The following is a 24,768-nucleotide window of genomic DNA, read 5'->3' as shown; positions in this document are numbered from 1 at the left end:
ACAGGCGATCGCTGGCGGCCGCCGATGGGCGCTGTCGTTCGCGGCCTCGGTCGCTCGAGCGGGCGCGCGCCGTCTCCATCCGATCGGCCCGTCGAAACGCCGCCGCGCTACTCGCTCGAGCGACGCGTCTCGACGGCGGTTCCGGAGAGGTTGACCCACAGCATGCCTTCGCCCATCTCCTCGTAATCGAACGTCGCGCCGACGACGGCGTCGGCACCGACCTCCCGCGCCTCGGCCTCGATATCGGCGATCGCTTCCGTCCGCCCCTTCTCGATTTTCTTCTCGTAGGACCCGCTCCGGCCGCCGACGACGTCCCGGATGCCGGCGGCGATGTCGCTGACGACGTTCGCACCGATGACCGCTTCGCCCGAAATCACGCCGCGGTACGCCGTGATCTCCCGTCCCTCGAGACTGTCCGTTGTCGTGATCGTCACGTCTGCATCACTCATACGGGGGAGCGTACGCCCGAGTGAGGGATAAACCGGGAGGAGGAGTTACAACGTCGGCACATCGAAGTCAAATATATGTATCCGCGTTCGGGCTGACTCGAGCGCGGTCGCTGCCGGTCGGGAAACACCGAAGCGAATAGGTGACTGTCCGCCCCAGTATTGATATCGATTCATGGTGCTTGCACTGTCGGTCGCCAGCGAGTGGTTGGACCCCCAACTCGCGCCAGTCCTCGTCTGCGTGATCACGCTCGCGGCGCTGGGAACGACGGTGTTGTTCGTCGCGGGCGTCGTCGCCTACTCCCGGCGTCGGACGCTCCGCTACCTGTTGATCACGGTGGTCCTGGGCGTGCTCGTCGTCCGTTCGGTGACCGGGCTGGGGACCGTCCTCGGACTCGTCCCGATGACGGTCCACCACCTCGTCGAGCACGGTTTCGACTTCCTGATCGCGGTGCTGGTCCTCTATGCTGTCTATCGAAGCGGGCCGGCAAACGACACTCCCGCTCCCGAACCGGGCGATTCTCGTAACGACTGAGCCGTCCGATCCGAGTCGATCGTGTCGGCCGTCGTGAGATATAAGTTCCCGGAGGGGCCGCTACCGGTATGTCAGTCCCCGACGCCGCGGCGACGGTGGCAGCCGTCGTCGACGAGATCCGTTCCGCAGTCGTCGCCGATCGCACCGTCCTCGAGGAGATCACCGCCGGCGTGCTCGCCCGCGGGCACGTGTTGCTCGAGGACGTTCCCGGAACGGGCAAGACGCTCACCGCGCGGTCGTTCGCGACCGCGCTCGGCCTCGAGTTCTCCCGCATCCAGTTTACGCCGGACCTGATGCCCGCCGACATCACCGGCTCGTACGTCTTCGAGGAGGAGTCCGGCGAGTTCCACTTTACCCCGGGTCCGGTGTTCGCGAACGTCGTGCTGGCCGACGAGATCAACCGCGCGCCGCCGAAGACACAGTCCGCGCTGCTGGAAGCGATGGCGGAGGGGCAGGTGACCGTCGACGGTGACACTTACGAACTTCCCGACCCGTTCGTCGTCATCGCGACACAGAACCCGGTCGAGCAGGAGGGGACCTTCGAACTGCCGGAGGCCCAGCGCGACCGATTCATGATACAGACATCGCTCGGCTATCCCGACGCCGAGGGAACGCGCGAACTGCTCGACCGCCGGGCCGACCGCGATCGGCCGACTCCGACGGTCGAACCGGTCGTCGATCGGGAGCAAGTCCTCGAACTCCAGGCCGTTCCCGAAGGGATCGCCGTCGAGGGACCGGTTCGGGACTATATCGGCGCGGTTTGTCGGTCCACGCGGACCGACGGCCGCGTCGACGTCGGCGTCTCGCCCCGCGGCGTCCAACGGCTGTTCGAAGTCAGTCGTGCCCGCGCCGTCCTCGAGGGCCGCGAGTACGTCGTCCCGGAAGACATCAAACGAATCGCCGGGCCCGCGCTCGCCCATCGGCTCGTGTTGACCCCGGACGCGATCGTCGATGGCGTCTCGCGACGCGAGGTTATCGACGCCGTCCTCGAGAACTGTGACGTCCCTGCGATGGACCCGCCGTCAGCGGACTAGCACCCACGTTCCGCCCACGACCGCGGCCACGGCGACGATCACGCCCGCGGTCGCCGGGACTGACAGTGTCGGCGCGAACGCCGTCGCCCCCGCCATCCCGAGCGCGCCGACGGGGACGCCGACGGCCGCGACGCCGCCGCTCCAGCCGAGTCGCACGAGCTGTGGCCGGCGGGACGCCTCGGCCCCGATCTCGCGGGCCAGCGTCCGTCCGTACCGACCGACATCGTACGCGAACAGCGCGGCCGCGATCGGGACGAACGTCGCCACTCCCGCCCGCATCAGCTCGAGGCTGAGCGTCGCGGTGTCGACGCTCGCCCCGCTGACGACGCCGCCCGCGGCGAGCGCGGCTGCGACGGCTGTTTCGGGATTCGTGGCCTCGTTTCGTCCCACCACGCCCTCGTAGAGCCAGGCTGCAAGCCAGCCGACGCCGAGTGCGGCCGCTGCCGCGCCGAAGAGCGTCGCCACGGTCGTCGTCCCGATGCCGCCGCTCCTGATGGCCGCCGCGAACGGCAGCCCCACGCCCGGGAGCGTGCCTGCGACGATCGCGACCGCGGCGTTCCGGCGGCCTCCCGTCTGTCTCCAGACGCTCCGGGCGATGACCGCTACCGCGACACCGAGGAGAGCCGTTCCCGTCACGGCCGCGAGCAGTCCGCGGACCGCGGCGCTGCCGGTGACCGCTTCGACGACCGGCTCGAGTGTCGGGACGAGCATCGACCCGACCGTGAGTATCGAGAGCCCGCCGATCGCGACCGCGGCTGCGATCCCGATGAGCTTCGCGAGTGCGTTTCTGCTCGTGACGTATGAATCGTACCTTGAGGGGACGGTAACCGCCGCCGGCGGGACGACGAGGAGTGCAGCCACGACTGCGACGGGGGCGACGATGAGCGCAACGAGCAGTCCGAAGACGCCGTCGCCGGTGAGCCACAGCGCCGTGGTGAGCGCCGCCTGTATCCCGCCCACGGTATCGATACCGATCGCGACCAGTGCACTCCCGCCGGCGAGGACCGACGCACAGAGCGCGGCCCCGCCCGTTCGCATGAGTGCGACCGCCGTCGGCTGGCCACAGACGACACCGCAGACGGCGGCCGCGAGGGCCGCTCCGACGACCGCCACGAGACCGGCGATCGGCGTCCCCGCGAGCCCGACGGTTGCGACGCCGGCGAGGACGACGACCGGTAGCAACGCGGCCCCGAGCGCGACGCGACGATTGGAGCCGCCGGCGGCCCCGACCGCGACTGCGAGACCGAGCCCGATCGGGACGCCGGCGGCGACGATCGGTTGGGAGACGGCGAGTGCGAGCGTACCCACGAGGGCGGCGAGCACGAGTCCCCGTGTGACGGTCGTCGGCAACCGATCGTCGGGCGGGCTCATTCGGTCGCCACCTCCCCGACGACAGTGCGAAGTACCGCGCCGAGCGATCGCTCGCGGTCCCAGTCGAGGACCTGAGCGCCGGTCTCGCGGGCGCGAGCGAGTCGCGTCCCCCGCTCGAGAGCCGCCAGCCGCGTCGCAGTGTCGGCAGTGTCGGCGGTGACGTCCGGGGAGACGACGCGAACGCCGTATCCTCTCGCCCGAAGCGCCTCGACGAGTTCGAGCGGATCGTCATCGACGAACGCGGAAAACAGGTACACCTGGACGTCACCGGGAAGCGACTGGAGGAGGGCGGCGAACGGGTCACCCGTCCGTGAGCGGGCGGCTGCGACGTAACCGGGCACCTGCATCGCGTCCAGCAGGTCCGTCGCCTCCTGCCTCGTTGCGGGACCGGTTCCCGGCGGGACGCTCGTCACCCCCTGCTCGTGGATGCCGACGATGCCGGTCGGATGGCCCGCGGCCACCAACGCCTCGAACGCTCGCCCGGCCGCGTCGGCCGAGCGCTGGATCGCCGGCACCCGGTCGGTCGTCGCCGCACGGAACTGGCTCGGCCGCGCGTCCACGATGCAGACGATCCGTGTCGACCGCTCGGCGCGGTACTCGACGGTCGCCAACTCCCGCGTGCCGGCGTACCGCCGCCAATCGATCGCGCGTACCTGATCGCCCGGCTCGTACTCCCGAACGGCGTAGAACTCGAGGCCGCTGCCGCCCTCGTCGGTGGGCACCTCACCCGCGTACTCGTTCGTCCCGTCGCCCGGCGGCACCGTCTCGACCGTTGGCGAACAGTGGACCACATCATCGCCCTCAACGCCCGCCGTCCAGGTTTCGGCGACCGTGCCGGTGAGATCGCGCGTTCGCACCGTCGTGTCGCCGAACGCGTGCTCGCCCCGCCGGAGTTCGACCTCGTACTCGAGTGTCGCCGTTTCGAGGGGCTCGAGCGTCTCGCAAGCGCGCGGCGAGCCGGAGACGACCGGCAACGCGTCCGGAACGCCGTCGACGACGCGCAGATCGACGAGCGTCCCCGAACCGTCGTTTCGGACGGTCGTTCGCACGGTCGCGGTAGCCCCCGGGCTGGCGGGTATCGGTCCTCCGCCCTCGCCCCCGTCAGCATCACCGCTCTCGCTCGAGGCGTCGTGAACCGTCACGCGGCGACGGACGCGGACCATCGCCGACCGATCGCTTCCCAGGACGGCCGCGGCGACGTACCACAGCGGGAGCGTGGCGGCGGCGACGAGGAGTTGACTCCCGACGGTGATGCCCAGTCCGGCGAGCGCGACCGTCGCGGCGACGGCCCAGTCGCCGTCCGCGAACCGGTCGACGGTTCGCTCCGTCATCGATCCACCTCCGCGTTCCGCGCCGTCCCGTCGTCGATCCGCTCGATCGCCGCGAGCGTGCGACGGACGCGGCGGTGGTACGCTGCTCCGGGGTCGACCGCGGCTCGCAACCGTTCGCGGGGTGGCTGGGGCAACTCCTCCGCCAGGAACGCGGCGGCGACCGGATCGTCGGTCCACGTTCCCGTGCGGACCGCCTCCCGAGCTGAGTCGGCTGCGAGGCCGCGGCTCGTCGTGACGACGCGAACCGCTCCGTCGACGAGCCCTCGTCGAACCGCCGCGGCCGACTCGTTTCGCCGACAGCGGTATCGTCCCTCCCCGGCGACGAGGAGGGTCTTCGCCGACTCGCGACCGACCGGGTGCTCGGTTGTGGTGACCGCCGCTTCCGGCGGCGGTCCTTCGAGTAGCTGCGAGCCGTCCGACCGGTCGGCGGCCCACACCCACCAGCACGCGCCAACGGCGAGGACGGCTCCGATCGCCGGAAACAGCACCGCGAACGGATACAGTAACACGGTGAGCGACTTGACGGACGGCAGAAACCCGCCGAAGACCGTCGCACCGACCGCCAGGGCGGCCCCGGCACCGACGATCCCCACCGCGATCGCCTCCGGATGGATCGCCTCGAGTCGGCCCAGCAGTCGCTGCCACGGTCCCGGCGACGAGCGCCGACTCATTCCGAGCCCTCCTCGTCGGGGTCGTGAGCGAGCAGTTCACGGGCCGTCGCGCGCGCCGCCGCCACCCGATCCGGAGACGCCTCGTGACCGCCGTACTCGACGTCGCGAACGATCGCGACCAGCTGACGCACGTTCTCGGCCGGGAACCCGGCGGCGAGCGCGTCGCGGGCCACTTCGCCGGGGGTTGCCGTCTCGCGGTCGTCCACCTCGAGTCGGTCGAGGAACGCGTGCCACGCCGCGCGAATCTCGGCGTGAGGCCCGCGGGGCGCGAGCGGGGCGGCCGCGAGGTCGGGGCTGTCGTCCGCGGGCTCGTTCGACGTCTCGGATTCGTCGTCGCGCGTTCCGAACACGGCCGCGAGCATCGATCCGTCGCCGCCACTCGACGACCGCCCGAGCGATCCCAGTGATCCCAGCGACGGGAGGGTCACGAACGCCCGGCCGATCGACGAGAGGGCCGGTCCGAGCGAGGGGAACTCGCGACCGCTCCCGCCGAACTCGAGACGCGGCAGCGATATCGTCGGCAGCGATATCGACGGCCACCCGAACTGGCCGATGCCGCTCACGAGCGCGCCGAGCGCGTCGGCCAGCGCCCCGAACACGTCGGCGAGCGCGACGAATAGATCGGTCGCCCCGCCCGCGCGTCCCCGCTCGGCGTTTGCAACCAGTCGGAAATAGGTCACAACGCCGCCGATGACGAACCCAGGGACGAACACGACGACCGCCGTCAGCCGGAGATAGAGGTTTCCGACGGTCGCCGTCGCGTGCTCCTCGCCGACCGAGACCGTGACGGTCGCCTCGTCGTCGATCGGCAGCCAGACGTGGGTCCGCCCACCGCTGCCGGTCGTCGCCGTCCCGCCGCTCTCGAGGGAGACCGTCGCGTTCGAAACGCCCGTTCCGTCGGCGGACACCTGGACGGGAGCGGGCGAGCCCGGGAACAGGAACGGCGAGACGAACTCGATCCGCGGCTCGTCGACGTCGACGGTCCGGTTGCCCGTTACCGGACCGCGTGCGACGTGCAGATCGACCGGGCCGGCGGTCTCCGGCAGCCTCACTTCGGCTTCGCCGTCCTCGTCCGTCATCCCGACGGCGTCCCCGTCGAGGGTCACCGTGGCGTTTGTCACCGGTGTCTCCCCGACCGTCGCTTTCACCTCGAGATCGCGAGCCGGTGCCGCCCCGCTGTGCGTGGTGATCGTTGCGTTGGTCGCCACGTCGACGGTCCGCGAGCGGTTGTCCTCGGGAACCCCGACAGTCATCTCCTCGGCGTACGGCACGGTGACCGTGGCGCGTCCGATCCTGTCGGCCGTCGCGACGGCTGCACCGTTCACCGTGATCGTCTTCGTCGATGCAAACCCGCTAACGCCGATATTGACCGTCACGTCGTTCCCGGGCTCGACCGCCCCCTCGATCTCGATCTGGACACCGTCCGTCGACTGTGGCTCGTTGTCCGACTCGTTCCCGTCCACCCGCGGCGTCGTGCTGAAATTCGGCCGGTCTTCCAACGTTTCCCAGTCGCCGGCGACCGGGTCTCCGTCACCGCCAGTGCCGGGATTCTCGAGTCGCGGATCGGCCGCGGGGAGCGCGGTCGCCACCGCGAGCAGGCAACACAGGCAGCCGACGACGAACAGGAGTCGGCGCGCCCGAGTCACGCTCGTCCCCTCCGTTCGGCCGCCATCTCGGAGAGTCGCCGTACGCGGTCGTCGACGGGCGGGTGCGTCGCGGAGCCGTCGTCGACCGGCCCCGGTGGCGTGGCGGCCTCGAGCCACGAGGTCACGCGCTCGCGGCGACGGGCGTCGGCCGTCGGCCGAACGATCCGGGGCAGCGACGACGTGTCCGCACCCGTGACGAAGTCCGTCGGGACGATACACAGCGCGCGAGTTTTGGCGGTTCGAAGGTCGGTTTCAGGCGTCCCGGTCGTCTCGGCGAGGGTCACCAGCGCGCTCGCGAGAGCCATCGGATTGCCGGTGATCCGGGCGGCCGCGGCGTCCGCGGCGAACTCCCGGCTCCGCGAGAGCGTGCGCGTCGCCCAGTCGGCGACGGCGGGGAACACCCATAGCAGCGGCGCAACGAAGACGTACGTCAGCGCCACCAGCGGGAGGAACCAGTACAGCGCGATCCGGCCGCCGTCCGACAGGTCGCGCGGTTCGGCCAGTGCGCGACGGGCCAGCCGTGCCGCGTGGTACGCTCGATCGGCGATCTCCAGAAACAGCGTCGTGATCGTCATCAGCGTCACGTCACGGTTGGCAACGTGGGCGATCTCGTGGGCCAGCACGGCCTCGAGTTCGTCGGCGTCGAGACGGTCGACCAGCCCCGTCGTGACGACGATCGTCGCGTCGGTGAGCCGGCCGACGGTGTAACAACTCGCCGTCTCGTCGGCGACGACGCGGACGGCCGGCTCAGGAATATCGGTTCGCATCGCCAGTCGTCGGACCGTTCGGGCGATGGCGTGGTCCTCGTCGTCGGCGCTGCCGTGGGTCCCGGCGAGAACGCGCTGGTAGCCGTAATACGTCTGTACGGCGAGGAAACCGCCGATCAGGACCAGCGCCGTGAGACGCGAGACCGGCAACCGAACGAGATCGAGTTCGACGGTTCCATGCTGGAGGTAGACGATCGTCCCGCCGACGAGTCCCGGTACTAGGACGCCGTACGCCCACAGCAGCACGAGGACGAACACGCCTGTAACCGCGACGAACACGCCGAGGACGGCACCGATACGCAGGCGAAGGATCATGGCGGGCGCTCGGTCGAGTTCTGTCCCGCGGGATCAAAAATTTTCCCCGAACGTTTCGGTCGGGTATCGTCTTCCGTCCCCGAGCGATTGTGCTGCCGCCGCGAACGCCGCTGCCGAGGACCGCCGGTCGATCGACCGCTGACTCATCGCCGTCGGAGCGTTCACGAGGCCGCGACGCAAGCGTCGCATAGGCTGTCGATCCGAACGGTGCCGTGGCGCTGACAAACATTTAATTCGTGCGAGGCTATAGCGCTAAGTATGGTCGAATCCCTCGTGGGGAATGTGCCGCTCCTGCTCTTGGTCGTCGGTCTCGTGTTGATGGTGCTCGAGGCCATTTCACCGGGAGCCCACCTCATCGTGATCGGGATCGCCCTGGTCGGTGCGGGGTTGATCGGCGTCCTCTTTCCGAGCCCGCTTAGCCCCATCATCTTGGCGGGTCTCACCCTCGCGATCGGGCTCGCGGCGGCGTACGTCTACAACGAGTTCGACTTCTACGGCGGGAAAGGCACCGCTCGAACGACGGATTCGGATTCGCTGTCCGGCGTGACGGGCTACGTCACCGAGACGGTCACGACCCGCAGCGGCGAAGTGAAACTCGACGAGGGCGGGTTCGCTCCCTACTACAGCGCGCGGACGACCGACGGGACGATCGAGGAGGGAGAGGAGGTCATCGTCATCGATCCCGGCGGCGGGAACGTCCTGACGGTCGAATCCGTCAACGCGATCGGCGAGGACGAAATCGATCGTGCGCTCGCACGCGACGAGGAAACGAAGAGAGCCGATCGGGAGGCCACGGACGGCAGCGGCGAATCCATCTCCGACCCGGAACCCGAGACCGAAACGGAAACCGAAAACTCGGGGTGAGAAACGCGAGCGGGCCCCAAATGTTGTCGAGACAAGGGAACGCTTTTCTCCCCACCGCCGTAAGGCCGAAATATGGTGGTCCAACTGTTCCCAATGCAAACCGCCGGCGGTGCGCTGTTGCTCGTCGGTGCCCTCGTCCTCGTCGTGGTCATCGTCGCGTTGCTCAGCGCGATCGAAATCGTCGATGCCTACGAGAAACGCGCCCTGACCGTCTTCGGCGAGTACCGCAAACTGCTCGAGCCGGGGATCAATTTCGTCCCGCCGTTCGTCTCGAACACGTACGCGTTCGACATGCGAACGCAGACGCTGGACGTGCCCCGGCAGGAAGCGATCACCCGCGACAACTCGCCGGTGACCGCCGACGCCGTCGTCTACATCAAAGTGATGGACGCCAAGAAGGCGTTCCTGCAGGTCGACGACTACAAGAAAGCCGTCTCGAACCTCGCCCAGACCACCCTGCGCGCCGTACTGGGTGACATGGAACTGGACGACACGCTGAACAAGCGCCAGGAAATCAACGCCCGCATCCGCGAGGAACTCGACGAACCCACCGACGAGTGGGGTATCCGCGTCGAGAGCGTCGAGGTCCGCGAGGTCAACCCCTCGAAGGACGTCCAGCGCGCGATGGAGCAACAGACCTCCGCCGAGCGGAAACGCCGCGCCATGATTCTCGAGGCGCAGGGTGAACGCCGCAGCGCCGTCGAGAAGGCGGAAGGTGACAAACAGAGCGAGATCATCCGCGCCCAGGGTGAAAAGCAGAGCCAGATCCTCGAAGCACAGGGTGACGCGATTTCGACCGTCCTGCGCGCCCGCTCGGCAGAATCGATGGGCGAACGCGCGGTCATCGACAAGGGGATGGAGACGCTGGCCGACATCGGCCAGGGCGAGTCGACGACGTTCGTCATGCCCCAGGAACTCACCTCGCTGGTCGGCCGCTACGGCAAGCACCTCTCGGGCAGCGACGTCGAGGCGGACGGCCACGAACTCGAGAGCCGCGAGTTCGACGACGAGACGCGCGAACTGATCGGATTGGACGACATCGCCGAGATCATCGGCGAGATCGACCAGGAAGCGGATATGGACGTCGAAGCGATGGAACAGGAAGCCCAGGCGATCAAGGAGGGGAAGGACCCGGCCGAGATATCCGACCCCGACGAAGTCATCGAGGAGATGGATCAGGACTTCCAGAGTCAGGCCGACGGCGGCACCGAGATGTCGGCCGACGAGGACGGGTCGTCCACGGGCGACTGATCGGTCGGTCGGCAGCAGTCTCGACGCGTTCCCGACTTCAATTTTCGCTCGAGGCCCCGGCAATGGGTCGGCTGCCACGCTCGTTAGTACCTGACTAACCGATCGTAGTCGGTGCACAACGGGGAGCGAAACCTGTTTTACGGGTCGTCCCGTTACGGGTAGTAGGTAGCTATGACATCGCCCGATGGGGTCGACGACGACAAACGAGCGACCCTGCGCCGATTCGCCGCTCTCGGTGCTGCTTCTCCCCTGGTCGGCCGCGCGGACGCAGCGGCCGCTGACACGGGCGAAAGCGACGCTCGCGACGCGATCGCGGGGTATCTGTCGACGACGCCCGGCGCGCACTTCTCCAAGATCCGCGACGACCTCCAACTCGGGACCGGCGAAACCCAACACCACTTGCGGCGACTCGAGGACGTCGGTGCGATCGAGCGCTATCGCGACGGCGACTACAAGCGGTTCGTTACCGCCGGCCGCTTCGACGATTTCGAGAAGCGGGCCCTGGGATACCTCCGCCGGGAGACGCCCCGCGGCATGCTGATCGAACTCCTCTTGAACTCCGAGACCACTGCCGGCGACCTCGCCGCGGCCCTCGACGTCTCGGCACCGACGGTGAGCAAGTACGCCGGCGAACTCGAGGAGGCCGGCCTGCTCTCTCGCGATGACGGCTACGCGGTCGAACGGCCGGAAACGGTGCTGGTGCTGGTCGTCCGCCACGCGGATTCGTTCGGCGACCGGGCTCGAGCGCTCGCCCGGAACGCGGATCAGTTCCTCACGTACGAGGGCTAAGCCGGTGGCTCCCGCTGTAAGAGCATCTTACTCCGGTCCGACGAGTGAGGACACGTCGGCCAGCGATGCGAGTTCGTGTGTCGCGTTCCGTGGCCGCTCCCGGTCGCGATTGTGTGGCCGCCGGAGGAACGCGGTCTCGAGGCCGGCCGCTCGGCCGGCCGTTACGTCCGTCGGGGAATCGCCGACGTAGATGCCGTCGGTGACGCCGAGGGCGTCGAGCGCGTCGTCGATATAATACGGATCGGGTTTGCGCCGCTCGTAGCCCTCGAACGTGGGGTCTCGACCGCGGACGATGTCGAAGTCGAACCCGACGTAGTCGGCGACGAACGCGGCCGTCTCGTGGCGGTTGTTGGTGACGAGGCCGATCGCCGTCCGGTCACCGAGGTCGCGAATCGCATCGATATCGTCGTAGATGCCGCGCTCCCCTGACCGGAGCCGGTCGTGGGTCCCCTTCGAGGCGTGCGTTTCCTTCAGTTTCCAGAACCGGTCGGGATCGATCCCGAGTTCGCGGCAGTGCGTCTTGATCCGTTCGTGATCGTGAGTGCGAACGCCGCGACGCTGGGCCGGCGTCGGGTCGGCCCCCAGATCGGCAAGCGCTGCGTCGGCGGCGGCAGCGTACACCTGGGGGTCGGTCCGCGGCCCCTCGAGGATGACGCCATCCATATCGAACAGTACCGTCGTCATATCCCGATACTGGGGCTCGTGAGAAAAGAGCGTTCGGCGTCGCGACGGCCGTCGCTGGCTACTCCTGACGATCGGTAAAATACGAGCAGCGTCCACTGCGTCGCCGCCGCGGAGTTACGTATCGACTTTCCAGGTCGTGCTCGAGGAGTAGCCCCATTTTTCGATCTCGATATCGTAGTCGCCCTCCTGAAGGGCGGTGATGTTCGAGCCGACCTCTTTCGCCGTCATACCGAGCTCGTTGCCGATGAGGCGGGATTTGAAGTACGTCTTCGTCGCTGCATTGTTCCGGAGGTACTCCAGAATCCGCCGTTGCTTGCTCGTGAGGTCGGGGGCCATTGCAGTGCTCATACACGATCGGACGACAGGAATACCCTTAGGGGGTTTGGTACGCGCGGTTAACCCGCCGCCGTCATGCGCTTCCCGTCGGGAGTAAGAGATGAATAACCGAGCGGAAAGCTTTCGTTGGTACGGCCGGTTAATATATATCCATTCGTGAGTGTCGTTTGTCCGTGACCGTGTCGGACGCGGGGTTCGACCGGCCGGTTCGGGTGTCGATCGCATCCCGGTGACGATCAGCCGTCGCCGTCGTAGTAATTCGTGACGAACGGTCCGAACGCGGACGCAACGGCCTCGCCGAGCGCTTGCGTTCGGTCCGTCAGCCCGTCCGTGAGTACGCCTGCAGCACCGTCGGCCTCGGCGATACCGTCGGTACCGAGGCGGTCGTCCATTACCGGTCCCAGCTCGGCCCCGTCGGCGACTCGTTCCGCGATCCCGTCGGGGAGACGCAGCGTCGGCCCACCGCCCCGCGCCGTTCGGTCGCCGTCCGTCACGGCCCCCCACATAATCAGGGACAGTCCCGGCGTCCCGTCCAGCCGAGCGACGCCACCCTCGAGTCCCACCCCGTAGTCGGCGTCGGTCGCCGCGCACGCTCGCCGGGCACGGTTCTCCGCACCGGTGACGGTCTCGTCGATCGACCGCGGCTGTTCGGCCACGCCGGAATCCACGTCGACGGCGGTCACGGTCGGCTCGTAGCGCTCGAGCGTTCGTTCGACCGCGTCGATCTTGACGGGATTCGTGCTTCCGACTGCGAGGTCCATACCGGTCGTTCGGCGGGGACCGATTTGGGGACTGCGTTTCCGACCGGTTTCATTGCTTCAATGTTTCTATCCATCATGCTCTTTCGCCCGAATTACTGGTTTTCGCGGGATATGGGATTGAGATTCCGAAACCCTTAACCCTCGAGTCTCTGAACGTGGGAGGTAACGGAACCGTCCGGGCTTTTGCGATCGGTTCGGCCGGGCAGCAATCGCCATCGTATGACTAACGCACCATCGAACACGAGAGTACGACGTAGCGAACCCGAAACGAACGAACAGGAGACCGAAAGCGAGGAGCAGGACCTGGCCTGTCCCGAGTGTGCGGGCAATCTCGTCGTCGACGACGAGCACGGCGAGACCGTCTGTGAGGACTGCGGACTGGTCGTCGAGGAGGATTCCGTCGACCGCGGCCCCGAGTGGCGCGCGTTCGACGCCGCCGAGAAAAACGAGAAGTCCCGCGTGGGCGCGCCCACGACGAACACGATGCACGACAAGGGGCTCTCGACGAACATCGACTGGCGCAACAAGGACGCCTACGGCAACTCGCTTGGCTCGCGCCAGCGCGAGAAGATGCAGCGCCTGCGCAAGTGGAACGAGCGCTTCCGTACCCGCGACTCCAAGGAGCGCAACCTCAAACAAGCGCTGGGTGAGATCGACCGTATGGCGTCCGCGCTTGGTCTCCCGACGAACGTCCGCGAAACGGCCAGCGTCATCTACCGCCGCGCGCTCGACGAGGACCTCCTCCCCGGTCGCTCCATCGAGGGCGTCTCGACGGCCTGTGTCTACGCCGCCGCCCGTCAGGCCGGCGTCCCCCGCAGTCTCGACGAGATCGCCGATGTCTCCCGCGTCGAGAAAAACGAGATCGCACGCACCTACCGCTACGTGGTCCGTGAACTCGGTCTCGAGGTCCAGCCGGCCGACCCCGAGAGCTACGTCCCTCGTTTCGCATCGGGACTGGAACTCTCCGACGAGGCCGAACACCGCGCGCGCTCGCTGCTCCAGAACGCCAAGGAGAAGGGCGTCCACTCCGGCAAGTCGCCGGTCGGCCTCGCGGCCGCCGCGGTCTACGCCGCCGCACTGCTGACCAACGAGAAGACCACCCAGGCCGCCGTCTCCGATGTCGCCGACATCTCCGAAGTCACGATCCGGAACCGCTACCACGAACTCCTCGAGGCCGAGGAGACCATCGGGATGGCGTAAGGACGGCGCTCGCCGCAGGTATTCGCCGGACCGATATCGTTTTTGCCGCGCTCGCTCGCAGTTGGTCCCAATGGAACTACAGTTCGACTCGTTCGTCCTCGCAGCGTCGACGGCCGCGCTCACCGACGAGCCCGCGGCCCGCGAGCACGCTGACGCGATCGAATTTCGGATGGACCTGGCCGACGAGCCCCTAGCCGCGCTCGAGGCCTACGACGGCGAGTTGCCAATTCTGGCGACCAATCGGGCCGAGTGGGAGGGTGGAGAGGCCGCAGCCGAGGGGCGACTCGAGGCGCTCGCCGAGGCGACCGCGGTCGACGCCGTCGGGGCGATCGATCTCGAACTCGAGTCGATTCAGGACGGGTCGGCGGCGGCAGTGCTCGAGACCGCTCGCGACCGGGACGTGTCGATCGTCGCGTCGGCCCACGATTTCGAGGGCACCCCGCCTCGGGAGGCGATGGTACGGACTTTGACGGAGGCGGGCACGGACGCCGACGTCGCGAAGCTGGCCGTCACGGCCGAATCGACGGCCGACACGCTCGCCTTGCTCTCGGTGACGGAGCAACTGACCGCTCGCGGGGAGTCCGTCGCGACGATGGCGATGGGCGATGTCGGCAGTCACACGCGGGCCGTGGCCCCGGTCTACGGGTCGAAAATCGGGTACGCACCCGTCGACCCGGCCGATGCGACCGCGCCCGGACAGTACGATCTCGAGACGCTGGCGGGGCTGGTGACACGCCTCGGCTGAGAAAAATAACGAGAATCGGAATGTTAAGGACGACCGATCCCTACCGTTCTCACATACAATGACATGGTTCCGTGCGCTCCTCGCCGCCGGTCTCTCGGTGATTATGCCCGGTGCAGGCCACGTCCTCGTTCGAGATTGGCTCCGTGCCGCCCTCTTTGCTGGCCTCTTCCTGTCTGCTAGTGCCGTCTTCCTGCCGATCGATCAGTTGTCCGCTGTCGGACCGGTAACGAGCGTCAGCGATATCAACGCGTACGCGGATGTCATGGCCGAAGAGACGGACGTGATCGCACAGTTCTTCCTCTCGTTTATCGCCCTGTTCGCCGCGATCGACGCGACCTTCCGTGCGCTCGGCCACTCGCCCGGCGGCACCGGCGGCGCTGAGGGGCCGACCTGTCCCGAGTGCGGAAAGGAAATCGACGAGGACCTGCAGTTCTGTCACTGGTGTACGACGCGGCTCGAACCGATGGAGCCCGAGTCGGAGACGAACGACATCTGACTCCCCTGTCTCGGTCGACGATATTACTTCTCGATGATGCTTTCCTCGACGGCCTCGCCGAAGTGACGAGCCGTGTCCTCGTAGTACAGCAGGATCTCGTCGCCCGATTCGAGGTCCGTCACCGCTTTGCGCCCCTCCGACGAGGCGACCTTGATCGTCTCGGCGTTCTGGAGCAGGGTTTCGACCCGATCCCCGCTCTCGGTCTCGAGAGCGATCCGGAACATCGGGCGTTGTTCGATCTTGACGCGGCCGACGATGGCCTCGCGAGTGTTGCCCTCGAGGTCGACGACCTGGACCTCGTCGCCGCTCTGGAGCTCCGAGAGGTACTTGGTGCCGCCGTCGGGCGTGCGGACGTAGGCGTGGACCGCGCCCGCGTTGACCCGGAACGGGCGGGACGCGACGTATGGTGATTCGGCGGTTTCGCCGTGGACGAAGACCAGACCGCGGGCCATCGAACCCACGAGCATTCCCTCGTCGTGTTCGAGTAAGGTGCCGGTGTCGACGCAAACCCGATCGGCGCTGCCGGCCCGCTCGATGTCGAGCACTTCGGCGGACTCGAGGTCGAGGCTCTCGCGTGCGGCCTCGTCGCGGACCTCGACCGTCTTCCGGATTTCGTCGGGATCGTCGGCGTCGAGCAAGACGGCGTCGGACCCGATCTCGAGGGTCTCGAACGCGGTCTTTGCCTCCTCGGCGCTGGTCACGCCCGCCACGAGATCGGTCTCGTCACCGATGCGCGCGATCAAGTTCTCGAGGGGGATGATGGTCCAGTCGTCGCCGATGACGATCGTGTGGTCGGCTTCCTCGGCGGCGGTCTCGGCGAAGCGCTCGTACTCCGTCCCGAGGATGCGGACGTACGCGCCCCGGTCGAAGTCACCGTCACGGCGCAGCGTCGAAAGATCCGCCGACCCCGAGAAGTCCTCGGGGAGGTCGATAGTCGCGTCGCCCTCGCCGTTTTTCCCGACGACGATGGCGTCCGCCCGCGTGGCGGCGTCTCCCGTCTCGTCCTCGGCTTCGTCGATGTCGTCGACCAGGGTTACGTTTCCGTCAGTCCGAAACGCCGCGACGTTGATATCGCCGAGTTCGCGGACGCGCTCGACGTCGTCCTCGTCGACCAGTACCCAGTCTGCACCCGCCTCGAGCGCGGCGGTGATCCGTGCCCGACGGTCGTCCCAGTCGCCGACGGCATCGTCGGCTTTTACCCAGACAGCTCGCGTCATGACTCGACGGTCGAAGGGAACCGGCTTGAACGTGGCGGATCGGGGAGGGGCGACGGAGCGATCGTTGGCTGCCGGGCGAATCGACGCGAGCCGGCGGCTCGCCGACCATCGCGATCGTCACGCCAGCCGTCTATTTATGAATAGTATACACACTCACGATAGTAATGATTGTATGAGTACTTTCTCAGAAGTTGATAATATCCGTCCGGACGAACGGTTTCGTATGGGTCAGCGCCACCTCGAGATGAGCGCCGAACCGACGATCGACTGCGCCGCCCGCCGACTCGGGGTGGAATCCGCCGTCGATGTCGCCCGAGCGGCGTTCGATCACGCGGGCGAAATGGCGACGCTCGAGTGCGGTCACACCGCTGCCGTGCTCGGTGCTGTTCGCCTCGCTGCTCGCCGTACCGGCGTCGGCGAACCCGCTCCCGAGCGGCTCGCGGAGTCGTTCGACGTCGACCCGGAGCGGGTCGCCGCGGCCGACGAAGTGCTGGCGACGTATCTGAGTCCGCCCGCCGATCAGGACGAGATCCGCTCGCTGCGCCGGACGCTCGTCGTGGCCCGGGAGGTCCGGGCCGCGGTCGAGCGCGGTCGGAACGCTGGCCCCGAGCTTCCGGGCTCGCACCTCGCTGACGCCGCGCCCTTCCTGCTCGCTCGCGCGAGCAGCCACCTCGATTCCCGCACCGACCGCGAGTACCCGGGGCTCGAGACGGCGGCGCTTCGCGACCATATCGAGCGCCTCGAGGCCGATCTCGAACTGGCTCGGCTCGGGACGAAACTGTACACGCTGGTCGACGAGGACTGAGCCGTCCGTAACTCTTCCCGCTGACGCCCGCGCACTCTATTGGGGCTCGCCGCCCTCCTCGATGAGCTTGTGTCGAAACGCCCGGTAGGCGTTTTCGCCCCGTGTGGTCAACTCCACCACGCGCCGCCGACCGACCGATTCGATCGTGACGTATCCGTCCTCGGCCAGCGGCTCGAGGACGTGCGTATCGAGCACGCGGAACGCCCCTTTGTCCTCGCCGGAACGCTCGCCGGGGGAGCGGCGATCGGCCATGAAGTCGAGTTCCCGGTCGCGAGCGTACTCGATGAGGTCTTTCTTCTTCGGCGGGGCCGTCCGGTCGTCGTGATACCCCTCCCACGCGGCCGGGTCGGCGAGGAATCCCATGATCGCCACCTGATCACGCGTCGGTGACTCGATCGGGTAGGTCGGGACCTCCTCGATCTCGTCGAGGCCGGCGGAGACGGGCTCGCTCGTCCCGTCGTGGGCGTACTCCGATGGCTCGACGTAGTAGGCGTGAGCGTCCGTCGAGACGTCCATGCACGCGATCGTCGCGCCGATCGCCGGGATCGTGCCGGCTCCTGATACGTTGACGTACACCTGATCGTCGGCGTGTACGTCGGCCAGCGTCGTCACGTCGCCAAGCACTGCGTACACGTCCGTGAGATCACACTCCCGGGTTCGGACCTCGGGGACGATCGACTCGAGTTCCGCCCGCAACTCCGGGTGATAATCGGCTGTTGCCGTCGCGTTTCGTTCGCTCGTTCCACCGTCCGTCCCACTCGGTGCCCCACCCTGCCGTCCGCTGCCCGCGCGCTCGTCTTCGAGCAGGTAGACCAAATCCGCCCGCTGGTTCCGGATCGGCTCGAGAATCCGATCGAACTCGTATCCCAGCGGCACGATGTGGACTCGCTTGACGACCTCCATACGCCGACAGACTCGTCAGTAAAAATAACTGCTACGGATCGACGGTCGGACTCGCGTCGAATCGCCGCCAGCCGGCAGTTTCGACCGACCGGCCGCGTCCCCCGTCCGGCGAACATGAAAGGGGTCGGGAATTTCGCACGAGTCACGGCGACAGCGGCCGTAACGTCGCATGAGGACCCCGGTCGGCGAAACGTTCAGAACGCCCGAGCACGTACGCGATTCCAGATGGCCGCCTACGACGCGATCTGTTTCGATCTCGATGCCACCCTCTGTGAATCGACACAAGACCCCACGACCCTGCTCGAGTCGACCTTCGAGCGCGCCGGCTACGAGCCGTTCTGTACGCCCGCGGACCTGCGGACCGCCGTCCCGGAGCTGCCGACCGCCGAGACGGACCGCGAGTTCTACGAGCATCTCTTTACCGCCGTCGCGGATCGTGCCGGCGTCGATGCCGACGTTGCGCCCGCGCTCGCGGCGGAATACCTCGCGGTTCAGGACCCGACCGCCGTCGACTTTCGCCCGGGCGCGAAAGCGGCGCTCGAGCATGCCCGCAACCGCAGCCGTGTCGGACTCGGGCTCATCACGAACGGCGGTCGACAGACGCAGACGCGGAAACTCCAGGCGTTGGGCATCGCTGATGCCTTCGACGTGCGCGTCTTTACGGACCCGAGCGCCGGGATTCACCCGAAACCCAGCGCGGCCCCCTTCGAGCACGCGCTGAGCGAACTTTCCGTCGCGCCCGACGCGGCGATCCACGTCGGCGATTCCCTCCACGCCGATATCGCGGGTGCTAACGCGATGGGACTCGACTCGGCCTGGCTCGATCACGGCCGCGACGGGGCGACCGGCGAGCACGAGCCGACCTACGAACTCGCGTCGCTCGAGGCGTTCGAGACGATCGTCTGAACCGTCGTCCGGACGGTTCCGACGGCCGATACGGCGTCGCCGCTACCGGTCGGGAAGTAGGTCCGTGTGGACCACGGCCCGATACTGCGTGTCCGTTCCTTCCTCGAGTCGCTTGAGCAGGGCCGCTGCATCGGGAAAGCTTTCGGGCAGTTCGAACGCGTCGGACGCCGCGTCGTCGCGTTGCTTACAGAGTTTGACGAACGCGATCAGCGCGTCGTAGGTCCCGCTGCGAGCGTAGACCACGCCGATGTCCTGCTCGAACCCCTCGCGCCAGCGCTCGATCACCGGTTCGGCCGCGCGCCGCGGCCGTCGCATCCGTTCGACCAGTTCGTCGGTATCGATGCCGGTGTCGGCCTCGCCGGTCAGGTCCTCGAAGGCCGCCTGCATGTCGTCGGTTTCGGCCTCGAGCGCCGGCGCGTCCGCTTCCGCCTCGAGCAACTCGGCGAACGCCTCGAGTTCCGCGCGGCGGACCGCGACGGGGTAGACGAAATCGTGGGTCTCCTTCGGGAGCGTGTACGACTTCGCTGCGACGCCTTGCTCGCCGGGACCGGACTTGCCCAGCATCAAGTCGAGTATTCCCATACTCGAAACAGGTATGGTCAGTCGAATAAGCCTTCCGCGCTCGACTAGTCGTGTGCGGGAGCGACCATACGCCGCACGGCCGTGTTAACAATATAGGCACAGGATTTTGTTATGATTAACATAGAATACGCCGATTAATAGCAGCTGAATTAATAACCCGGCGCTCCGAGTCCGACCCACGATGGGTCGGACCGACTCGACTCGCTCTCACGACGATTCACACACGCACGACGGCCACGGGCACGGACACGACCACGGCGGGGATACGACGAGTAGCCGCAAACTCGCCGCCGTCTCGCTGATCAACGTCGTCGGCTTCGTCGTCGAACTCGCGGGCGGACTGGCGTTCGGTTCCGTCGCGCTCATCAGCGACGCCGTCCACATGCTGTTCGACGCGCTCGCGTACGTGATGGCCTTCGCCGCCGCCCACGTTGCCGAACGCTACGGCGACGGCGACCGCTGGTCGTACGGTCTCCATCGCCTCGAGCCGTTCGCCGCCTTCCTCAACGGCCTGCTCCTCCTCCCGATGGTCGGATTCATCCTCTGGGAGTCCGTCCAGCGGTTTCTCGATCCCATCGCGATCGGGACCGGACCGACGATCGCCATCGCGATCGGGGGCCTGCTCGTCAACGTCGGTTCGGTCGTCGTCCTCCACGGCGATGCGATGAGCCTCAACGAGAAGGGGGCGTTCTACCACCTGCTCGGTGACGCCGGCGGCTCGGTCGCCGTCATCGTCTCGGTGCTGGCCATCGAGGTGACCGGTATCCGCGCCGTCGACCCGATCACCGCGGCGCTGATCGCCGCCGTCGTGGCCTGGTCGGCGATCACCGTCCTGCGCGGCAGCGGCGAAATTTTCTTCCTCAAGACCCCCCTCGAGAGCGGCGAGATCCGCGCCCACCTCACCGATATCGAGGGCGTCGACCGCGTCGATGACTTTCACGCGTGGCAGATCTGCAGCCAGATCACGGTCGCGACGGTCCACATCGAAACCGGTGTCGAGACGATGGCCGAAGCCGAGACGGTCGTCGGCCGCGTCCACGACGAACTCGACCGTCACGGCGTCGATCATGCCACCGTCGAACTGAGCCCGCGGTACGCCGACCGGGACGTCCACCTCGATACGCACTGTCACTGAGGGCCGGCGCGTCGCGAGCGCCGCCGCTGTGGGCCGGTCGAACGTACCAGGAGAACGGAGAGTTAGGCCTCGAGCGCGAGTCCCGACTCGGCCAGTGCCTCGTCGGTCGAGAGATCCTCGTGGACGACGCCGGAGACCGCCCGCGCGATGGCCGCCGGGGTTTCGTGCTGGAAGACTGAGCGGCCCATTGAGACGCCGGCACCGCCGGCGTCCATCACGCCGCGGACCATTTCGACCGTCTCGCGGTCGGTCCCCTTCGAGCCGCCGGCGATGACGACGGGTAGCCGCGTCGACTCGACGACGTGCTGGAAGCTCTCGGCGTCGCCGCTGTACCCCGTTTTGACGATGTCAGCGCCGAGTTCCTCGGCGAGTCGAACCGCGTGGCCGAGCGCTTCGGGGTCCGTCGAGTCGACGCCGGGGCCGCGGGCGTAGGCCATCGCGAGGACCGGCATGCCGAACCGCTGGGCCTGCTCGGTGACCTCCGAAAGCTGGCTGATCTGATCGGGTTCGTGATCCGAGCCGACGTTGATATGGAAGGAGACGGCGTCGGCACCGACACGAACCGCCTCTTCGACGGTCCCGGTCAGCCGCTTGTCCTGCTCGTCCGGCCCGATCGTCGTCGAGCCGTTGAGGTGGACGATGTAGCCCTTGTCGTTTTTGTTGTCGTGGACGCGCGGCGCGATCCCCTTCTGGGTGAGAACCGCGTCCGCCCCTCCGCTCGTGACGCCGTCAATCGTCGATTCGATGTCTTTCAGCCCCTGGACGGCACCCATCGTGATACCGTGGTCCATGGGAATGATCACGTACGATCCGTCTGTCCCGATCCGGTCGAGTCGTGCGTCGATTCCTGTGGTCATTGCGGGAGTGTAGCAAGCTTGCAGTTATGGCTGTTCTGGTTCCGGCTCTTTCTCGTGATCGTCCGTGATAGTGTCCGCACCGCGGCGTGCGCCGCGTTTGAGTTCCTCGGCTTTGGCCTCGAGTGCGGCGGCCGCGTCGCCGGGAGCGTCGCTCCGGGTCGCCGTCTCGGTGCCCGCTGGGGCGTGCTCGGCGATGATATCGACCAGGGCGCTCCCGACGATGACGCCGTCCGCGCCGGCATCGATGATTTCGGCCGCGTGGTCGCCCTCGCTGACGCCGAACCCGACCGCCTTGGGGACGTCGTACTCCGAGAGCCGCGCGAGGCTGTCGTGGGTCGCACCCGAGACGTTCTCGCGTGCGCCCGTCGTCCCGAGACGCGCCTGGACGTAGGCGAAGCCCGACACGTGAGACATGATCCGGTCCAGACGCTCGCCCTCGGTCGTCGGCGCGATGATGAAGACGAGATCGAGTCCGTTGTCGTCGCAGGCCTCCCGCAGCGGATCGGCCTCCTCGGCGGGCAGGTCGGGGACGATGATCCCCGAGAGGCCGGCCTCGGCGGCGCGCTCGACGAACGGTCGCACGTCGGGTGCGGCACCGTACTGAAGGATCATGTTGTAGTACGTCATCACCAGCAGCGGTGCCTCGGTCTCGAGGTCGGCGACCAATTCGAAGAAGCCCTCGGGGGTCGTGCCGGCCTCGAGCGCACGATTGATCGCGGCCTGGATCGTCGCTCCCTCCGCGACCGGTTCCGAGAACGGGAGGCCGAGTTCGATCAGGTCCGCGCCGCCCCGGTCGAGTGCCTCGACGTACGCCTTCGTGTCCGCGAGCGAGGGATCGCCCGCCGTAATGTAGGTGATGAGCGCGGGGTGGTGCTCCCTGATGGCCGCCTCGACGTCGCTGTCGGACTCGCCGACCGTCGACCGTCCGGCGTCGGTCATCCGTCGAACACCTCCACGTCCGGCGCGGCCTCGAGATCACGGGCCTCGGTTTCCTCGAGCACGGTCTCGAGGTCCTTGTCCCCGCGCCCGGAAACGTTGACGACGACGAGATCGCCGAGGTCCCCGCGATCCTCGTCTCGCGGCCGTTGTCCGCCTGCCGTCTCCCCGGCGGACCCCGCCGCGCGCTCGAGATAGCCCAGCGCGTGACTCGATTCGAGCGCTGGAATGATACCCTCGAGCCGCGAGAGACGGTGAAAGCCCTCGAGTGCGTCTTCGTCGTCGACGGTCGCGGGGACGACCCGTCCCGTCTCGACGAGATGCGAAAGCTCCGGCCCGACGCCGGCGTAGTCGAGACCGGCGCTGACGCTGTGGGATTCGACGATCTGCCCGTCGGTTCCCTGGAGGAGCTTCGTCATCGCGCCGTGGAGCACCCCGTCGGTTCCCGTCGAGAGCGTCGCGGAGTTCGGTGCCAGCCCCGCGTCCTCGTCGATCTCGAGGCTCGAGCCGCCGGCCTCGACGGCGTGGAGGGCGACCTCGTCGTCGGGAACGAAGGCGTGGAACGTCCCCATCGTGTTCGAGCCGCCGCCGGCGCAGGCGACGACGCTGTCGGGGAGCCGACCCGCCTGCTCCCGGATCTGCGTTCGCGTTTCGTCGCCGATGACCGCCTGGAAGTCACGGACCATCTTCGGGAACGGGTGCGGGCCGACGACCGAGCCGATCACGTAGTGGGTCCGCTCGACGGTCGTCGCCCAGTCGCGCATCGTCTCGTTGATCGCCTCTTTCAACGTCCCGCTGCCGGCCGCGACGGGGTTCACGTCGGCTCCGTTCATTCGCATCCGGTAGACGTTGGGGCGCTGGCGATTGACGTCCGTTCGACCCATATAGATCTCGCAGGGCATGTCGAGGTGAGCCGCGGCCATCGCCGTCGCAGTGCCGTGCTGGCCGGCCCCGGTCTCGGCGATGATCCGCTCTTTGCCCATGTATTTCGCCAGGAGAACCTGCCCGAGCGCGTTGTTGAGTTTGTGGGCTCCGCCGTGGAGGAGGTCCTCGCGTTTGAGGTATATTTCGCGGTCGTAGCGCTCGCTCAGGCGATCCGCGCGCTGGAGCGGCGTCGGCCGCCCGCCGAAATCGCGCAGTCGCTCCCGGAACTCGTCCATGAAGCCGTCCTCGTTCTCCAGGACGTACCGCTCGTAGGCGTCCTCGAGTTCTTGCAGGGCCGGCATCAGTGCCTCGGGAACGTACTGGCCGCCGTAGTCGCCGAACGTCCCGGTCCGCCCGGATTCGTGCTCGTCGTCGTGTTCCATGCTCATATCTGACTGCCTCCGTCGTGGTCCGTCGCCGCGGATCCCGTCGCCGAGTCCGCGACATCCATCGATTCCGCTCCGGCGAGCCGTCGCGTGTTTTCGGTCACGTCGCTGTCACCGCCGTGGTCCATGATGGCACTCCCGACCAGCAGGGCGTCGGCATCCGCCTCCCGCATCCGCCGAACGTCGGCCGGCGACGACACCCCGCTCTCGGCGATCAGCGTTACGTCCTCGGGGACTGCAGGTGCGACCGATTCGACGGTTTCGAGATCGACCTCGAGGCTCGCCAGATCGCGGTTGTTCACCCCGATCAGGTCCGCACCCGCTTCGAGGGCGGTCTCGAGTTCGTCCCGGTCGTGGACCTCCACGAGGGGCTGGAACCCGCGATCGCGGGCGGCCGCCACGAGGGACTCGAGATCGTCGACGAATCTGACGATCAACAGGAGCAGGTCCGCTTCGACGAGGTCCATGCCGTCCTCGTCGACTACGAAGTCCTTCCGCAGAACCGGGACGTCGACGGCCTCCCGAATTCGGGTCAGCGCCTCGGGCGAACCGCCGAAGTGGCTCGGCTCCGTCAGCACCGAGATCGCCGCCGCGCCGCCCGCGACCATCGCTCGAGCCAGTTCGACCGGATCGTCGTCTCGAGTCCCCTCAGCCGTCGGACTCGTCGGTTTCACCTCCGCGATCAGTGGGACCCGCCCGTCGGCCTCGGCGTCGGCCAGCGCGTCGGTCAGCGAGCGCGCGTCGACGTCGACGACGCCCTCACCGCCGGCACGCTCCCGTGCGGCCGCGAGTATCGACTGCACCGCGGGGGCGAGCTCCGTATCGGAGTTCATTATTGTACATCGACGTACTCATATGTACATAAGGCTTGCGTC

General features: G+C 67.5%; 27 protein-coding genes. 11 read left to right on the top strand and 16 right to left on the bottom strand.

The features are described from left to right. Window positions 1-107 precede the first annotated feature (107 nt). Window positions 108-449, bottom strand: coding sequence for a YbjQ family protein (locus FGF80_RS15005; RefSeq protein ID WP_006186443.1), 342 nt, complete (start codon window positions 447-449; stop codon window positions 108-110). Window positions 450-621: 172 nt separating this feature from the next. On the opposite strand from FGF80_RS15005, the gene FGF80_RS15000 reads away from it, so the two are divergent. Together FGF80_RS15000 and FGF80_RS14995 are read left to right on the top strand one after the other, a co-directional pair. Then, the gene (locus FGF80_RS15000; RefSeq protein ID WP_138654919.1) at window positions 622-981 is read left to right on the top strand and encodes a DUF7471 family protein; all 360 of its coding nucleotides are present in this window, start codon (window positions 622-624) and stop codon (window positions 979-981) included. A 68-nt stretch (window positions 982-1,049) separates the two neighbouring features. Next, entirely contained in the window at window positions 1,050-2,015 is a 966-nt protein-coding gene (locus tag FGF80_RS14995) for an AAA family ATPase (RefSeq protein WP_138654917.1), read from the top strand. Here the strand turns inward: FGF80_RS14995 and FGF80_RS14990 are convergent. Genes FGF80_RS14990 through FGF80_RS14970 form a run of 5 tightly spaced genes read right to left on the bottom strand, consistent with a single transcriptional unit; the run spans window position 2,004 to window position 8,116 of the window. Then, window positions 2,004-3,386: a hypothetical protein gene (locus FGF80_RS14990; RefSeq protein WP_138654915.1), complete on the bottom strand. Its 1,383-nt coding sequence runs from the start codon at window positions 3,384-3,386 to the stop codon at window positions 2,004-2,006. The genes FGF80_RS14995 and FGF80_RS14990 overlap by 12 nt on opposite strands. Further along, a complete protein-coding gene (locus tag FGF80_RS14985) occupies window positions 3,383-4,717 on the bottom strand; it encodes a DUF58 domain-containing protein (protein ID WP_138654913.1) in 1,335 nt (444 codons plus the stop codon). Before FGF80_RS14985 ends, FGF80_RS14990 begins: the two co-directional genes overlap by 4 nt. Continuing rightward, the gene (locus FGF80_RS14980) at window positions 4,714-5,388 is read right to left on the bottom strand and encodes a DUF7269 family protein (RefSeq protein WP_138654911.1); all 675 of its coding nucleotides are present in this window, start codon (window positions 5,386-5,388) and stop codon (window positions 4,714-4,716) included. The genes FGF80_RS14985 and FGF80_RS14980 overlap by 4 nt, the downstream gene beginning before the upstream one ends. Further along, on the bottom strand, window positions 5,385-7,034 hold the full coding sequence (locus FGF80_RS14975; protein WP_138654909.1) for a DUF4129 domain-containing protein: 1,650 nt from the start codon (window positions 7,032-7,034) through the stop codon (window positions 5,385-5,387). The genes FGF80_RS14980 and FGF80_RS14975 overlap by 4 nt, the downstream gene beginning before the upstream one ends. Next, on the bottom strand, window positions 7,031-8,116 hold the full coding sequence (locus FGF80_RS14970; RefSeq protein WP_138654907.1) for a M48 family metalloprotease: 1,086 nt from the start codon (window positions 8,114-8,116) through the stop codon (window positions 7,031-7,033). Before FGF80_RS14970 ends, FGF80_RS14975 begins: the two co-directional genes overlap by 4 nt. A gap of 258 nt (window positions 8,117-8,374) precedes the next feature. Between FGF80_RS14970 and FGF80_RS14965 the strand changes: the two genes are divergently transcribed. From FGF80_RS14965 to FGF80_RS14955, 3 genes are all read left to right on the top strand, one after another. After that, entirely contained in the window at window positions 8,375-8,980 is a 606-nt protein-coding gene (locus FGF80_RS14965) for an NfeD family protein (protein WP_006186435.1), read from the top strand. Between the two features lie 72 nt (window positions 8,981-9,052). Next, window positions 9,053-10,231, top strand: coding sequence for an SPFH domain-containing protein (locus FGF80_RS14960; RefSeq protein ID WP_006186434.1), 1,179 nt, complete (start codon window positions 9,053-9,055; stop codon window positions 10,229-10,231). Between the two features lie 171 nt (window positions 10,232-10,402). Further along, window positions 10,403-11,020: a winged helix-turn-helix transcriptional regulator gene (locus FGF80_RS14955; protein WP_006186433.1), complete on the top strand. Its 618-nt coding sequence runs from the start codon at window positions 10,403-10,405 to the stop codon at window positions 11,018-11,020. A 27-nt stretch (window positions 11,021-11,047) separates the two neighbouring features. On the opposite strand, the gene FGF80_RS14950 is transcribed toward FGF80_RS14955, so the two are convergent. The 3 genes from FGF80_RS14950 to yjjX form a co-directional block, all read right to left on the bottom strand. Beyond that, a complete protein-coding gene (locus tag FGF80_RS14950; RefSeq protein ID WP_006186432.1) occupies window positions 11,048-11,704 on the bottom strand; it encodes an HAD family hydrolase in 657 nt (218 codons plus the stop codon). A gap of 114 nt (window positions 11,705-11,818) precedes the next feature. Next, window positions 11,819-12,040 carry a DUF7123 family protein gene (locus tag FGF80_RS14945; protein ID WP_006186431.1) on the bottom strand — a complete coding sequence of 74 codons (222 nt, stop codon included), beginning with the start codon at window positions 12,038-12,040 and terminating at the stop codon, window positions 11,819-11,821. 236 nt (window positions 12,041-12,276) lie between these two features. Further along, entirely contained in the window at window positions 12,277-12,801 is a 525-nt protein-coding gene (gene yjjX / locus FGF80_RS14940; protein ID WP_138654905.1) for an inosine/xanthosine triphosphatase, read from the bottom strand. A 219-nt stretch (window positions 12,802-13,020) separates the two neighbouring features. On the opposite strand from yjjX, the gene FGF80_RS14935 reads away from it, so the two are divergent. The 3 genes from FGF80_RS14935 to FGF80_RS14925 all read left to right on the top strand — a co-directional run bounded on the left by FGF80_RS14935 (window position 13,021) and on the right by FGF80_RS14925 (window position 15,242). Next, window positions 13,021-14,001 carry a transcription initiation factor IIB gene (locus tag FGF80_RS14935; protein ID WP_006186429.1) on the top strand — a complete coding sequence of 327 codons (981 nt, stop codon included), beginning with the start codon at window positions 13,021-13,023 and terminating at the stop codon, window positions 13,999-14,001. A gap of 70 nt (window positions 14,002-14,071) precedes the next feature. Further along, complete coding sequence (locus tag FGF80_RS14930) at window positions 14,072-14,746, top strand: type I 3-dehydroquinate dehydratase (RefSeq protein WP_006186428.1); 675 nt, start codon at window positions 14,072-14,074, stop codon at window positions 14,744-14,746. 58 nt (window positions 14,747-14,804) lie between these two features. Next, on the top strand, window positions 14,805-15,242 hold the full coding sequence (locus FGF80_RS14925) for a zinc ribbon domain-containing protein (RefSeq protein WP_006186427.1): 438 nt from the start codon (window positions 14,805-14,807) through the stop codon (window positions 15,240-15,242). Window positions 15,243-15,265: 23 nt separating this feature from the next. On the opposite strand, the gene FGF80_RS14920 is transcribed toward FGF80_RS14925, so the two are convergent. After that, window positions 15,266-16,459, bottom strand: coding sequence for a 3-dehydroquinate synthase II (locus FGF80_RS14920; protein ID WP_138654903.1), 1,194 nt, complete (start codon window positions 16,457-16,459; stop codon window positions 15,266-15,268). A 223-nt stretch (window positions 16,460-16,682) separates the two neighbouring features. On the opposite strand from FGF80_RS14920, the gene FGF80_RS14915 reads away from it, so the two are divergent. Next, complete coding sequence (locus FGF80_RS14915; RefSeq protein ID WP_138654901.1) at window positions 16,683-17,264, top strand: hypothetical protein; 582 nt, start codon at window positions 16,683-16,685, stop codon at window positions 17,262-17,264. A 36-nt stretch (window positions 17,265-17,300) separates the two neighbouring features. Here the strand turns inward: FGF80_RS14915 and FGF80_RS14910 are convergent, their stop codons facing one another. Further along, window positions 17,301-18,167: an HFX_2341 family transcriptional regulator domain-containing protein gene (locus tag FGF80_RS14910; RefSeq protein WP_138654899.1), complete on the bottom strand. Its 867-nt coding sequence runs from the start codon at window positions 18,165-18,167 to the stop codon at window positions 17,301-17,303. Window positions 18,168-18,392: 225 nt separating this feature from the next. On the opposite strand from FGF80_RS14910, the gene FGF80_RS14905 reads away from it, so the two are divergent. Next, a complete protein-coding gene (locus tag FGF80_RS14905) occupies window positions 18,393-19,073 on the top strand; it encodes an HAD family hydrolase (RefSeq protein WP_138654897.1) in 681 nt (226 codons plus the stop codon). A gap of 42 nt (window positions 19,074-19,115) precedes the next feature. Here FGF80_RS14905 and FGF80_RS14900 read toward each other — a convergent pair whose 3' ends face one another. Continuing rightward, window positions 19,116-19,655, bottom strand: a complete 540-nt coding sequence (locus FGF80_RS14900; protein WP_006186421.1) for a hypothetical protein — start codon at window positions 19,653-19,655, stop codon at window positions 19,116-19,118. A 181-nt stretch (window positions 19,656-19,836) separates the two neighbouring features. Between FGF80_RS14900 and FGF80_RS14895 the strand changes: the two genes are divergently transcribed. Next, entirely contained in the window at window positions 19,837-20,790 is a 954-nt protein-coding gene (locus FGF80_RS14895) for a cation diffusion facilitator family transporter (protein ID WP_138654895.1), read from the top strand. A gap of 62 nt (window positions 20,791-20,852) precedes the next feature. On the opposite strand, the gene FGF80_RS14890 is transcribed toward FGF80_RS14895, so the two are convergent. Genes FGF80_RS14890 through trpC form a run of 4 tightly spaced genes read right to left on the bottom strand, consistent with a single transcriptional unit; the run spans window position 20,853 to window position 24,726 of the window. Next, window positions 20,853-21,647 carry a 2-amino-3,7-dideoxy-D-threo-hept-6-ulosonate synthase gene (locus tag FGF80_RS14890; RefSeq protein ID WP_006186419.1) on the bottom strand — a complete coding sequence of 265 codons (795 nt, stop codon included), beginning with the start codon at window positions 21,645-21,647 and terminating at the stop codon, window positions 20,853-20,855. A gap of 24 nt (window positions 21,648-21,671) precedes the next feature. Beyond that, the gene (gene trpA / locus FGF80_RS14885; protein ID WP_138654893.1) at window positions 21,672-22,586 is read right to left on the bottom strand and encodes a tryptophan synthase subunit alpha; all 915 of its coding nucleotides are present in this window, start codon (window positions 22,584-22,586) and stop codon (window positions 21,672-21,674) included. Beyond that, window positions 22,583-23,896, bottom strand: a complete 1,314-nt coding sequence (trpB, locus tag FGF80_RS14880) for a tryptophan synthase subunit beta (RefSeq protein WP_138654891.1) — start codon at window positions 23,894-23,896, stop codon at window positions 22,583-22,585. Before trpB ends, trpA begins: the two co-directional genes overlap by 4 nt. Beyond that, window positions 23,893-24,726, bottom strand: coding sequence for an indole-3-glycerol phosphate synthase (gene trpC / locus FGF80_RS14875; RefSeq protein WP_138654889.1), 834 nt, complete (start codon window positions 24,724-24,726; stop codon window positions 23,893-23,895). Before trpC ends, trpB begins: the two co-directional genes overlap by 4 nt. Window positions 24,727-24,768 lie beyond the last annotated feature (42 nt).

It is taken from the genome of Natrinema pallidum, assembly GCF_005890195.1.
GTDB lineage: Archaea > Halobacteriota > Halobacteria > Halobacteriales > Natrialbaceae > Natrinema > Natrinema pallidum.
Note: the sequence above shows the minus strand (reverse complement) of the source record. Positions and strands in the feature narration are given on the sequence as shown.